Genomic DNA, 12,252 nt, shown 5'->3' with positions numbered 1-12,252 from the left:
CACGGTGCGGGTCGCATACCAGCCCGACATCGCAAGGACAACGGCCGCGAGGCATAGCAGCACCCTCCAGGAGGGGGTGCGGACGCGACGTCTCATGGACGAAGGGTACTGACTGGCTTTGTACGTGTGACCTGGGCTCTGGCACCGACCTTTGCGAGCGGTCGCGGAGGGTCACTAGGCCAGTCGCATCGCTGCTGTGATCACACCTGTTCTTGGTAGACCCTGATTTCCGTGGGATGGAAATTGCGGACGATCGTCCAAAATTCGTGAAGCCCGAGGCCATCAACCCAGCGGTCGAGTTCGTCGTCCGTGTCGTGGAAGAACCAGGACTCGAAGTGCCCCAGCGCCCGAAGTTGAGGGACGGGTTCGTACCGAAGTTCGCAGTGGAGCTGGATATAATGATCATGCTCGCCTGAGGCATCGTTGACCTCGAACTGCCGGGCAAAGTCCAGCGTGAAGGCAGGCGGCCCCTCGAAGGTGTGGGTCCCGTACTGGCAGAGCAGGCCATCTGCGTCGGGTGTGTTCGCGGTGTCGAAGCGTTGTGAGCCGAAGCGTACGAACCTGGGCCACACCTCGTCCGAGTCCATTTCGGTGAGGGGCTGTTGTCTAGGGCTCAGCGCGTGTCGAAGGCACTCTTGCGCCTGGTCTATGGGCAGTCTCCTCGACATTCCTGTCCTTCTCGGTCTCGGGGGAACCTGAAGTCTCGTGGCGATCTTCTCAGCCCGTCACAGTCGCTGGTGTGACCAGGGTTGGCTGCAGAGCTTGGGGCGGGACGCTATTGGAGCAGGATCATCTTGCGCAGGAGTTCGAATCCGGCACGGCCGTAAAGTTGCCTCTTAATCTTCTTGATGCGGTTCACGGCACCTTCTGTGCCGCCAGAACTCCAGTGCAGGGTGAGGCCGGCAGTCACCGCGTCGAGGTCTCGGAGCAGGTGGAGGGCAAAGTTGGTGAGGCCCGGCAGTTGGCTGGCGTCGACGGCGTCGATCCATGCGGTAAGCGTGGACCCGAGGCGGTGGGTGAGAATCTCGCCGAAACTCCGGACGTGCTCGGCCGCGGCATCCAGTTCGGGACAGCGTGCCAGGACGTCCTTGAGCGCGGAGCGCTCGTCCTCGCTCAGGGTTGCGGGGTGGCGGGTGAGCCAGCCGGTCACCCGCCGCACCGTTGGCGGAGGAGATGCCGCCTGCGGCGGCGTGGCGCGCAGGGCGGCGATGTAGGCGCGGACCATCTGGTAGGTGACGGGGGCGTTGTCGGCGATCAGTTCGCCATGCAGGCGAGTGACGCTCGTGCATCCCTCGGCGAACCGCCGCTCCAAATAGGGCTTGTAGGGGGCCAGACGACTAAGCCGGCGACGGTTCTCCCGGAGGGTGTCCTGCCAGGTGGCCGCACGTGCATATCGCAGCACGGTGTTGAGTCCCCAGCCCAGATGCCGGGCGATCGCCCGGCGCGAGTGCCCCTGAGCGAGCAGTTCGTGGACCAGGGCGTGCGCGGCCTTCTTGCGCTGCCCGACGACCATCAAGGTCCGGTCCGCCACGCGCCGAGTCGTTGGCCGAGGCTCCAACGTCCGCCCTCGTTGGTGGTGTTGGCCCATTCAGGCATGCGCGATGGGCGGCGACGCAGGTCTCCACCGCTCGGCCGATGCCCTGCCACAGATGGAACCGATCGGCGACCTGGATCGCGGTGGGAGCGCCGAGCCGCGCACCCTCGGCATAGGCGCCCGCCCGGTCCCGGCAGATGATCTCCACGCCCGGGTGAGCGGTCAGCCACGCGGCCAACGGTCCCGAGTCGCGCGTCGGGAGCACGTCCACCACGCGATGAGTCTCTCCGCAGGTCAACACTGTGGAATAGGTCTGCCCACGGCGGGTGGCGAAGTCATCCACCCCAAGCACGCGCGGCGTGCCGGGCTGCGGGTCGGGCAGCGCCATGACCCTGCGCAGCAGGGGCATCCGTCCCACCTGAAAACCCAGTTGGGCGGTCAGCCGAGCACCTGCCCGTCCGGCAAGGGCCAGCCCGACACGCTCCAAGACGTGGCCGAGCCGCGTGGTGAAGCGTGCGTACGGGGCGGTCAACTGCGCGAACGGCTCGGCGAAGGTGCGCCGCAGGCAGTTGTCCGTGCCACAGATGAAACGCCGGACCGTCAGATGGATCACAACGCTCTGCCCAGCGAGCGGCAGATCCTTCAGTCCGCGCTGGTAGGAGTCATGCACGCGGTTCGAGGAGTGGCCGCAGTCCGGACATGCTGCGCTGGCTCCCCGGCCTCTGGCCGTGACATCGACCGCGCCGAAGGCGGCGGTCACCACCTCGACGTCCACGTCGAGGCCGTCGAACACCAGCGAGTCCCAGAACGTTGCGTCTGCCTGCATGACCAGCACCGTCACCGGCCGCCGCGGTCACCGGAGGAGCCAAGCACAGAGCTGACGGAGCGTCATTCCCGGCCGTGAGACGGGAAGGCGTACGCGGTCTCACGCGTATCTGGGTCATTGCAATCGAACACCGCAGTGACGCTCCGCGACCGCTCCCCAAGATCTGTGCCAGAGCCGAGTTTTGAAGTCAGTGGGGTTCTTGCCACGGGAGCATCGAGGTGCTCCTGGTGAAAGGCCCTGGTCATGCCGCAGATGTCGAAGGTCGAGCTGTACGCTGCGATCCGGCGCGACCACCGCGGCGGCATGACGATGCGAGACATCGAGCGCAAGTACAACGTCTCGTGGCGGACCGTCCGCAAGGCCGTGGACTCGGTCTGGCCAGAGCCGCGGAAGAAGCTGCCTCCACGCCCGACGGCGCTGGATCCGTACAAGCGGGTGATCGACGGGATCCTGCGGACGGACCTTGATGCCCCACGCAAGCAGCGGCACACGGTCACGCGGATCTTCCACCGCCTCGTCGAGGAGCACGGCGCCGAAGTCTCCTACCAGATGGTCCGGCGCTACGTCGCGGACCGGAAGCCGAAGATCCTGGTGGAGTCGGGCAAGGCCCCGATCGAAGCGTTCGTTCCGCAGACCCACCAGCCCGGCATGGAGGCCGAGGTCGACTTCGGTGACGTCAGCGTGCGACTCGCCGGCGAGCTCGTGACCTGCTACCTGTTCTCCTTCCGGCTGTCGTATTCGGGCAAGGCCGTCCACCGACCCGTTGACCGCACTATCGGCGTGTCCTCTTCTGTGATGGCCGGGTAGGCGAGAAGTCTCCGATCCCCGTCGTCCCGCGACTGGTAGCCGCCGCCGAGGAACGCCTGCGCCACGCCGGGCTCGTCCTGGCCGCCGCGCGCGAGACCCCGCCTGGGCAGGAGTTCACCGCCGATGGCCAGCAGTATCGCCGTACTGGACGGGCACGCAGCCACTGGCGCCCCACCGCGATGTTCGTCACCCCGGCCGCGGAGCCGGGGACGCGTTTCGACGCTGAGTGCGAGGAGTCCAACGCGTTTTGGAGCTGGGCCGTGATCGAGGTGCTGCGGCGGACCGGCGCCCGCATCGAAGAGCTCCTGGAGCTGACCCATCTGAGTCTGCGTCAATACCAGGCGCCGACGGGCGAGCTGGTGCCGCTGCTGCAGATCAGCCCCTCCAAGACCGACCGGGAGCGGGTCATCCCCGCCGATCCGGACCTGGTGGCCGTTCTCGCCCGGATCATCCGCCGGATCAAGGGTGCCGACGGACGGGTTCCGTTGCTGAGTCGGTACGACGGCTACGAGCGAGTCTTTGGTCCGCCGCTGCCCCACCTGTTTCAACGCATCTCCCAGCACCGTCTCCAGGTGATCTCACCCAACCGGGTACGGGAGATGCTTACGGAGCTTGCGGAACAGGCCGACATCGTCGACGGCACTGGGCTGCGATTCACCCCGCACGACTTCCGAAGAATCTTCTCGACGGAGACGGTGAACGGTGGCCTGCCGATCCACATCGCCGCCAAGGTGCTCGGCCACCTCGATTTGAACACCACTCAGGGATATGTGGCGGTCTATCCCGAGGAGGTGATCCGGCACTACCGGCACTTCGTCGACCAGCGGCGAGCCACGCGTCCCAGCGAAGAGTACCGGGATCCGACCGCCGCCGAGTGGGCCGACTTCCGCGACCACTTCAGCCTACGCAAGGTCGCCCTGGGTACCTGCGACCGCCCCTACGGCACCCCCTGCCAGCACGAGCACGCCTGCATCAGGTGCCCCATGCTCCGCCTCGACCTGGCCCAGGAACCCCGGCTGCTGGAGATCGAAGCCAACATCCGCCAGCGCCTCGGAGAGGCCCAACGGATGCAGTGGCTCGGCGAGGTCGCCGGCCTGCGGGAGAGCCTGCGGCACATCGCCGACAAGAAACAGCAGGTCGAACGTCTCCGAGCCCAAACCGACCGAAGGGAAGACGGGGTCGCCGCCCTTGGTTAGGCGATCACGCCTCCGCAGTGGTCGGGCCTTCAGGCGGTCAAGCGCGCTGCGTGACCGATCATGCCGGTCCTGCCGACCCTGAGGGTCGGCAGGACCGGCCGCGTCACTGCCCGTCGGTCAGCAGCGAGTACATGAACATGTCCCGACGCTCGGCCCCAACCTGCTGCCAGCTCCTCATCAGGCCCTCGCGTTGGAAACCGACGCGCTCCGCGGTTCGCCAGGAGGCGCTGTTCCACGGTTCCACATAGAGCTCCAACCGGGGAATGCGCAAATCCCGCCGGGCCCAGCCGACAACTGCCTCAAGCGCGACCCCGGCAGCACCCCGGCCTCGCGCCGACTTGACGACCCAGTAGCCAAGCGACGCGCGGCCCTGCCCCAGGTCCTTGCACCACAGCCCCACGTTGCCGACTGGCTCACCGTCAGGGCTGACGATGACGAACGGATACCCAGCCCTGGTGGTTGCCCGCCCCCACTGCCGCTCGACGAACGCGACGCCTTCCGCCTCGGAGAATGGCGACGGCACCGTCGTGATCAACGGAATGTGATCGTCCTCGGACGCTTCACGGACGAGGTCAAGGTCTGACAGGCGCCACGGTCGCAGCGTGAACCCCTCACCAGCAGCGAGTTCGGGCACGTCAAGTGGTTGCTCCATCCGCTCATCCTGCCGTGATCCGCGTCCTGCCGCACTCAGGTATTCGACCATGCTCCACGCTCGTCCCTCCCCAGACGCCCCACTTGCATCGGCCGTCCAAGCCGGTGACAGCTATCTCTACCAGCCACACGTCAGCACGAACGGCAAAGTGCAGAGAAGCGTTTTCGCCTCCTGCGGTCAGGAAGCCTTCTTCGAAGGGCACGTGCACGCCCTGCAGACGCTGGGCGGCGTCCCCCGCAGCAAGGTCCGCTACGACAACCTGAAGGCCGCCGTCGCCCGGGTGCTCGGACTCAGCCGTGCGAGGGTGGAAACCGACCGATGGATCGCCTTCAAATCGCACTTCGGGATCGAGAGCTTCTACTGCCGGCCCGGTATCGACGGCGCCCAAGAAGGGCGGAGTCGAGGGCCAGATCGGCTACTTCCGCCGCAACCACTTCACCCCGGTGCCCGAGGTGGAGTCACTGGCTGAGCTGAACGAGCTGGTCGAGCAGTGGGACCGGCATGACGGCCGACGCCGGATCGGGTCCAGGCCGCGGACCATCGATGAGTACTTCGAGGTTGAACGGCCGCTGCTGATGCCGCTGCCGGAGGAACCGTTCGAGACCGGGCGGGTGTTCACACCGCGGGTCGACCGCTACAGCCAGATCGCAGTCCGCACAAACCGCTACTCGGTGCCGGTCCGGCTGATCGGCAAGCGGGTCAGGGTGATCCTGCATGCCTCTCACCTGGTGGTTTACGACAAGAACGTGGAAGTGGCCCGCCATGAGCGGCTGATCGCCAAGGGCAGCTGCCGCCTGGAACTGGACCACTACCTCGAAGCCCTGATCCGCAAGCCAGGCGCTTTCCCCGGCGCGACCGCACTCGAACAGGCCCGCTCGGCTGGCAAGTTCACCCCGGTCCACGACGCCTGGTGGGCTGCAGCGGTTAAGGCACACGGCGACACCGAGGGCACCCGGGCCTTGATCGAGGTGCTCCTGATGGCTCGGCACATCCCGCACGAGCACCTGGTCGCTGGTCTGGCCACCGCGTTGCGGGCCGGGGCCCTGACCGCGGACGCGGTCGACCTGGAGGCCCGCAAGGCCGCCCAGACCGAGGACGAACCCGCTCCTGCCGCCTCGTCCGAGCTGGCCACCGGGCAGCCGCCGGCGACTGTGACGTTCCTGCACGAGTGGAAGCTGAACCATCTGCCGCCCGACACCAGGCCGCTGCCCTCGGTGACGCCCTATGACCAGTTGCTCCGACGTCGTCGCGCCAGCGGCGGTGACCACCGAGAGGGAGAAGCACAATGACTCTGCCCCGCCAGCGAGGATTGACCGAGCAGGCCGCCACCACCGCCATCGACACCGCCTGCCGCCTGCTGCGGTTGCCGTCGATCCGCAACGAGTTCGCCGACATCGCCGACCGGGCGGCCAAGGACCAGATGACCTACCGCGGCTTCCTCGCCGAGTTGCTGATGGCGGAGTGCGACGACCGGGCCCGCCGGCGCTCGGAACGGCGGATCAAGGCAGCCGGTTTCCCGAGGGAGAAGTCGTTGCGGACCTTCGACTTCGACGCGAACCCCAACATCGACGCGGCCACGATCAACACGCTCGCCAGCGGCGAGTGGATCAAGAAGGGGCAGCCGCTCTGCCTGATCGGCGACTCCGGCACCGGCAAGTCCCACATGCTCATTGCGCTGGGCACCGAGGCCGCGATGAAGGGCTACCGCGTCCGCTACACGCTCGCCACGAAGCTGGTGAACGAGCTGGTCGAGGCCGCTGATGAGAAGCAACTGAACAAGACCATCGCCCGCTACGGCCGCGTCGATCTTCTCTGCATTGACGAACTCGGATACATGGAGCTGGACCGGCACGGCGCCGAACTGCTGTTCCAGGTCCTGACCGAGCGCGAGGAGAAGAACAGCGTCGCCATCGCCTCCAACGAGTCGTTCGGCGGGTGGACGAAGACCTTCACCGACCCCCGACTCTGCGCAGCCATCGTCGACCGCCTCACCTTCAACGGCACCATCATCGAGACCGGCACCGATTCCTACCGTCTCGCCAGCACCCGGGCTCGGACCGAAGCGCCGGCCATCACAGGCTGACGACTACAGGCCGGTCTCTGCCCGAGCCCAGCGGACAGGGGACTCTCACAGCTTCTGCTCAAGCTGCTGCGTCATCGGCACCAGCCCGGATGCCTCATAGAAAGACCGGGCTGGTGTGTTGAAGCACCACACGTTTGTGATCAGTCGTTGGCAGCCGGCTTCACGACCGATCTCGCGCACTGCCTCCAAGAGTGCAGTCCCGACCCCGCCACGTGAGGCGTCGGGATCCACGGCCAGTTGCTGCAGCATCACGACCGAATGCCTCTTGACCTGCGGACTTCCCTCGCGCTCCACCACGAGGGCCATGGCATACCCGGCGAGTGAACTTGCGGACGAAAGATCCGCGACGAGGACGTGCGCAGAGGCGTCGTCGAAGGCGTCGTGGAAGAACTCTTCGAGCCGCACCTGCTCCGGCTCAGCGACGAAGACGTCAGGTCGCTGCTGGGCATGCAGGCCATGAACGAGGCCGTGGAGCTCCACGAGCCGCGGACCGTCGTCCTTGGACGCGTTTCTGATCCGGATCATGCTGCACATGGTGCCTGGCAGACCACACGCCCCGCTACGCAATTAGACGACGCGCCGCTGCCGCCAACGCCGTCATTTCTCATGACCAAAACGTGAGCCAGTTGATCAACATCGCTGCCCAAACTCACCAACAAACGCTGCCGCTACAAGTGAGCAGAGCCAGTACGAGTCCGCGGTGGTGCTCAGGTGCGCGTGACCGAGGATGGTCTGCACATCCAGCAGGGTCAGGTTCTTGTCCCGGCTCATGCGCAGAGCGGCAGTGTGCCTGAGGTCGTGCATCGTGTAGTTGGTGCCGAGCACCCCGTTGAAGCGGCGGAAGACGGCGCGCAGGGCCTCGTAGTTGAACGGTTGGCGATGCAATCCTTCCCCGCGGTCGCGTCGTCGGATGGTCCACCAGATCGGTTCGTTCGGGTCGAGCGGGCTGAGCTCGGCCAGATAGAGGCGGAGCCAGACGAAGGCGTCCTGGCTGGCCGGCAGCCACTGCGCGTCGTCGCTGCCCTTGCGGCTGACCCGTACCAGCTGGTCTCCCCAGTCCAGGTCGACGCCGCGGATGCCGAGGACCTCGCTGGCCCGGGCGGCGTTGCTGATGTCCAGGGAGAGGATCGCGCGGTCCCGATTGGCCCCGGTCTCCTAGCTCAGACACCAGCCGCAAAGTAGCGGGGCGATCACGTACTCGCCGCCGTGGCGGCCTGCTCGTCGTGTTCACGGAGCATTCGCATCACGGTGGCGGGTGAGGGGTGCTGGCCCTTCTTCGTGCCAGTGGTGATGACGAGCCGCTTGGCGATGTCGCGGAGGCTCATCTCCTGGTCGCGCAGGTGGAGAGCCATGGACAGCATGGACTCGTCGGTGACGCCCGCGCCGCCGATGGTCTTGCCGCGCTTGCGGGCGGATTCGTGGCCTTCGAGGGTGCGGTCGCGGATGTACTCGCGCTCCATGCCGGACATCGCGGCGAGCACGGTGAACACGATGCCGGAGGGGTCGTGCGAACCCTTCAGCTCTCCGGTGAGGAACTCCAGGCCGACGTCGCTGGCCTTCAGTTCCTCGGCGAGCATGGCGAGTTCGATGCCGCGGCCGAGGCGTTTGTGCTCGTGGACGACGAGGGTCACGGCGACGCCGGAGGAGCGGATCTCCCCGGCGAGTTTCACGGCGGACTCCAGCTCGGGGCGCCGAGTGGCGCGGGTGGAGATCTTCTCCGAGAAGATGCGGGTGACCCCGGCCTTGGCGAGGGAGTCGAGCTGCGCGTCGAGGGACTGGCGGGCGGTTGAGGCGCGGGCGTAGCCGAGGCGGACGTGCCCGACTGGTTTGGCGCCGGCGCTCATTGGCCGGGGTAGCTCGGTCCAGGCCGAACCCGGCTTGCGTACGGCGGGGGTCGGCACGCCGAGCGTCTTGGCAAGTTGGGGCACGAGGCGGAAGCGGGCGGTGTGGTACTGGATGGCCACCTTGCCCTTGCCGGTGCGGCACGGGGAGCCCGCGGGGGCGGTGCAGGTGGACATCGGGCAGTCGTGCGATTCCACGCGCTTGAAGTCGTCGCTCACGAGTCCCGGGCGTTTCATGAGGGTGTTTCAGACGTCCAGTTGTTTGCAACAACTCATGAAACATGATCGGCGCAGGTGGGCCGCCGGGCGGAGGGGTGTTTCACGAGCGACCACCTATGAAACAGGACACGGCCGAAAGCCGGTGCCATCTGCTGCGGTCGGACGCCGGGGTCCGACTGGCCGGCGGGCGCGGCCGATCGCCGCTCACGACCCGGGGTGGGTGGTCAGCAGTCGTGTGTGTGCGGTTGTTCGTTCCCTCTGTCGCCAGGTTCCTGGTGGTTCTCCGTGGTGTCGGCGGAAGGCTGCGGCGAACGCGAAGGGCGAGCCGTAGCCAATGGTGTCGGCGATCTGGGCCAGGCTGAGGTCGTCGGCGCGCAGGTGGTCGCGGGCGAGGGTCATGCGCCATTCGGTCAGGTACTGCACGGGGGCCTGGCCGAGTGCGTCCCGGAACGCCCGCGCGAACGCGGCGCGGGACAGGCCGCTGATCGCGGCGAGTTCAGGGACTGTCCACGGGTGGGCCGCGTTCTCGTGCATGGCTTGCAGCGCGGCGCCCAGCCGCGGGTCCGCGGACGCCCGGTACCAACGTGGTGCGGTCGTGCTGCGGCGGAACTCGCTGCGGATGGCCAGGACGAGCAGCAGGTCCAGGAGGCGGTCCAGCACTATCTGCTGGGCGAGTTCGCTGCGGACCAGCTCGCGGGAGAGCAACGTGATCACGTCCCGCAGCGGGTCGTCGTCGGCCGCCGAGAGGGTCATCACTTGGGGCAGTGCGTCGAGCAGCCCGGCGCCGACATCGCCGGAGAACTGGTAGGCGCCGCACAGGAACACGGTGGCCTGCGGGCTGTCCCCGGGGCCCATCCGGGCGTGGTGTGCCCGGAACTCCTCCGGCTCCAGGCATGCGGCGCCCGGCTCGTGCCCGATGTAGTGGTCCGGGCCGCCGCGCACCAGCGTGACGGTCCCCGGTATCAGCTCCACGGTGCTGCCGGGGGTGTCCAGCCACAGGTAGCCCCGGCCGCGGACCACGGTGTGCACCGACAGCTGTATCGAACCGCCCAGCCGCAGTCCCCACGGCGGTTCGGCAACTGTCCGCGCGAACACCGCGCCGGCGGCACGCGCCCGCACCAGGTGGTCGGTCAGCAAGTCCATGGGACCAGCTTGACCAGCACGGGCAGCCACGGTCAAGGCGCGAGAGCTTCACGTAAAAAGACGAGCGGATCACGCATGGTTTGTCTTGCCTGGGGCCGCAAGCATGGAGTCATGAACAATGAAGCCTCCACCACGCTCATCCTTGGCGGCACGGGCCGGACCGGTTCGCTGCTGGCCGACGCGCTCGCCCGGCGGGGAAGCGCCACCCGTACCGCGGCGCGCAGCGGAGCGGACGTCCGGTTCGACTGGGACGACCCGGCCACCCACGCGGCCGCACTGGCCGGCGCCGACCGCCTCTACCTGGTCACGCCCACGATGCGCGTCCGCTACGCCGACCAGGTCGGCGCGTTCCTGGACCTCGCCGAGGCGGCCGGCGTGCGGCACGTCACCTACCTCAGCGTCTACAACGCCGACCAGGCGCCGCCGGAGATCGACATCGCAGCCGTCGAGGCCGATCTGGCCTCCCGCAGCACCATCACGCACGCGGTCCTGCGCCCTTCGTGGGTGATGCAGAACTTCGCCGACGGCCACATCCCGGTCATCGACGGAGTGATCACCGTCCCAAGCGGCGGCAACATGGAAGCCTTCGTCGACGCGGCCGACATCGCAGCGGTCGCGGCCGAGACGCTGCTGAACCCCGACACCCACGCCGGTGCCGCCTACGAGCTCACCGGCCCGCAGGCCCTCACCTTCGGTGACGTCGCGGACGCCCTCGCCGCCGTGAGCGGCCGCCCCATCGCCTACCGCGACATCGAACAGGAGACGTGGATCAGCGGCGCGGTCGCCGCAGGCGTCCCCGCCGACTACGCGGTGATGATGCGCTGGCTCACCGGCGCCATCGTCACCGGCAACGGCTCCACGCCCACCGGTGACATCGAGAAGGTCACCGGCCAGCCGGCCACTGCCTTCCGCGCGTTCGCCGAGCGCGACGCCCAGGCGTGGGCCTCGGAGGCGAAGTGAGCAAGACGGTCAGCGACGACACGCCCCTGGTCGGGGCGGACAGTCCGTTCTTCCGCATCATCAAGGAGGGCCTGAACGGCCTGGTCGACGGGGAGGACTTCTACGATCTGCTGGCCGAGGACGTGGTCTTCGAGTACGTGATCACCGTGCCGGGCTACCCCCGGCGGGTCGAGGGACGCCAGGGGATCATCGACCTGTACCGCGACTACGGCGACTACGTGAAGCTGCACGGTGCGGACAACCTCCGCGTGCACCGGGACCCCGAGACCTCCGTGGTCGTCCTGGAGTACGAAGTGCACGGCACGTCCGTCCCCACAGGGCGGCCCTACGACAACCGCTTCGTCTCCGTCGTGACCATCAAGGACCGCAAGGTGACCCACTGGCGCGACTACCTGGACCCCATCGCCGTATTCGACGCACAGGGATGGCCCCAGGGCGGTCACCCGTAAGAGCCGGCGAGCCCACCGAGCGCCCGCCACGCGGCTTCGTTCACGGGCGGGTCCGCGAGATCCTGGAAGCCTTTCATCGTGCCTCTGCGCCTGATCGGGGCCCGGCGTCTGCCGGGGCCCGGGGACGGGGAACGGCGGCGGGCCCCAGGTCGAGGCGCTTGCTCATGTCGAGGCGGAAGGTGCCGTACGGGTTGACGTTGGACCAGAACAGCGCGGTCAGACCGCGCCGGTCCTCATCGCTCAGCCTCGATGCCCATGCCGGTTCGGCCAGGACCTGCTGGACCAGCAGGGTGTTGACGTGCACGAGCGCGGACTGCAGCAGGTGCAGGGCGAGCATCGAGGTCTCGGCGTGCTCCTTGTCAGGCCCGGTCAGGGCCCCGTCCTTGCCATAGTGGAGCACGGTATTCGCGCTGTTCCAGTTCTCCACGACCTGGAGCCCGCCGTGGATCTCCCGGCGCAGGCCGGGGCCGGCGAGGTAGTCGCAGGTTCTGTGGAATCTGTTTTGTCAAGTGATGCGCGGGTGGGTCATGCTGCTGCCACTC

12 protein-coding genes and 3 pseudogenes are annotated in these 12,252 nt (G+C 67.6%); 6 read left to right on the top strand and 9 right to left on the bottom strand.

The features are described 5' to 3' along the window. Positions 1–200: 200 nt before the first annotated feature. The 3 genes and pseudogenes from ACFY10_RS35335 to ACFY10_RS35325 form a co-directional block, all read right to left on the bottom strand. On the bottom strand, positions 201–587 hold the full coding sequence (locus ACFY10_RS35335) for a hypothetical protein (protein WP_390669320.1): 387 nt from the start codon (positions 585–587) through the stop codon (positions 201–203). Positions 588–775: 188 nt separating this feature from the next. After that, complete coding sequence (locus tag ACFY10_RS35330; RefSeq protein WP_390669319.1) at positions 776–1,531, bottom strand: transposase; 756 nt, start codon at positions 1,529–1,531, stop codon at positions 776–778. Positions 1,532–1,640: 109 nt separating this feature from the next. Next, positions 1,641–2,360, bottom strand: a pseudogene (locus tag ACFY10_RS35325) (ISL3 family transposase); the annotation flags it as partial. A 243-nt stretch (positions 2,361–2,603) separates the two neighbouring features. Between ACFY10_RS35325 and ACFY10_RS35320 the strand changes: the two are divergent. After that, the gene (locus ACFY10_RS35320) at positions 2,604–3,167 is read left to right on the top strand and encodes a hypothetical protein (protein WP_390669318.1); all 564 of its coding nucleotides are present in this window, start codon (positions 2,604–2,606) and stop codon (positions 3,165–3,167) included. A 179-nt stretch (positions 3,168–3,346) separates the two neighbouring features. Further along, on the top strand, positions 3,347–4,363 hold the full coding sequence (locus ACFY10_RS35315) for a tyrosine-type recombinase/integrase (RefSeq protein ID WP_390669317.1): 1,017 nt from the start codon (positions 3,347–3,349) through the stop codon (positions 4,361–4,363). A 103-nt stretch (positions 4,364–4,466) separates the two neighbouring features. Here ACFY10_RS35315 and ACFY10_RS35310 read toward each other — a convergent pair whose 3' ends face one another. Next, positions 4,467–5,066 carry a GNAT family N-acetyltransferase gene (locus ACFY10_RS35310; protein WP_390669316.1) on the bottom strand — a complete coding sequence of 200 codons (600 nt, stop codon included), beginning with the start codon at positions 5,064–5,066 and terminating at the stop codon, positions 4,467–4,469. Positions 5,067–5,467: 401 nt separating this feature from the next. Here ACFY10_RS35310 and ACFY10_RS35305 point away from each other — a divergent pair, with 401 nt between their 5' ends. Beyond that, positions 5,468–6,304 carry a hypothetical protein gene (locus ACFY10_RS35305; RefSeq protein WP_390669315.1) on the top strand — a complete coding sequence of 279 codons (837 nt, stop codon included), beginning with the start codon at positions 5,468–5,470 and terminating at the stop codon, positions 6,302–6,304. After that, positions 6,301–7,098 carry an IS21-like element helper ATPase IstB gene (gene istB, locus ACFY10_RS35300; protein ID WP_390669314.1) on the top strand — a complete coding sequence of 266 codons (798 nt, stop codon included), beginning with the start codon at positions 6,301–6,303 and terminating at the stop codon, positions 7,096–7,098. Before ACFY10_RS35305 ends, istB begins: the two co-directional genes overlap by 4 nt. 45 nt (positions 7,099–7,143) lie before the next feature. Here the strand turns inward: istB and ACFY10_RS35295 are convergent, their stop codons facing one another. The 4 genes and pseudogenes from ACFY10_RS35295 to ACFY10_RS35280 all read right to left on the bottom strand — a co-directional run bounded on the left by ACFY10_RS35295 (position 7,144) and on the right by ACFY10_RS35280 (position 10,301). Next, positions 7,144–7,623, bottom strand: a complete 480-nt coding sequence (locus ACFY10_RS35295) for a GNAT family N-acetyltransferase (RefSeq protein WP_390669313.1) — start codon at positions 7,621–7,623, stop codon at positions 7,144–7,146. Between the two features lie 105 nt (positions 7,624–7,728). Beyond that, positions 7,729–8,232, bottom strand: a pseudogene (locus ACFY10_RS35290) (tyrosine-type recombinase/integrase); the annotation flags it as partial. A 56-nt stretch (positions 8,233–8,288) separates the two neighbouring features. Beyond that, the gene (locus ACFY10_RS35285; protein WP_390669312.1) at positions 8,289–9,158 is read right to left on the bottom strand and encodes a recombinase family protein; all 870 of its coding nucleotides are present in this window, start codon (positions 9,156–9,158) and stop codon (positions 8,289–8,291) included. Between the two features lie 204 nt (positions 9,159–9,362). Beyond that, the gene (locus ACFY10_RS35280) at positions 9,363–10,301 is read right to left on the bottom strand and encodes a cupin domain-containing protein (protein WP_390669311.1); all 939 of its coding nucleotides are present in this window, start codon (positions 10,299–10,301) and stop codon (positions 9,363–9,365) included. Between the two features lie 111 nt (positions 10,302–10,412). On the opposite strand from ACFY10_RS35280, the gene ACFY10_RS35275 reads away from it, so the two are divergent. Both ACFY10_RS35275 and ACFY10_RS35270 read left to right on the top strand, forming a co-directional pair. Beyond that, positions 10,413–11,261: an NmrA family NAD(P)-binding protein gene (locus ACFY10_RS35275; RefSeq protein ID WP_390669310.1), complete on the top strand. Its 849-nt coding sequence runs from the start codon at positions 10,413–10,415 to the stop codon at positions 11,259–11,261. Beyond that, positions 11,258–11,710: a nuclear transport factor 2 family protein gene (locus ACFY10_RS35270; RefSeq protein WP_390669309.1), complete on the top strand. Its 453-nt coding sequence runs from the start codon at positions 11,258–11,260 to the stop codon at positions 11,708–11,710. Before ACFY10_RS35275 ends, ACFY10_RS35270 begins: the two co-directional genes overlap by 4 nt. 73 nt (positions 11,711–11,783) lie before the next feature. On the opposite strand, the pseudogene ACFY10_RS35265 reads toward ACFY10_RS35270, so the two are convergent. Beyond that, a pseudogene (locus ACFY10_RS35265) lies at positions 11,784–12,185 on the bottom strand (Tn3 family transposase); the annotation flags it as partial. Between the last annotated feature and the right edge of the window lie 67 nt (positions 12,186–12,252).

Source organism: Streptomyces sp. NPDC001401, assembly GCF_042895385.1.
Lineage (GTDB): Bacteria > Actinomycetota > Actinomycetes > Streptomycetales > Streptomycetaceae > Streptomyces.
Note: the sequence above shows the minus strand (reverse complement) of the source record. Positions and strands in the feature narration are given on the sequence as shown.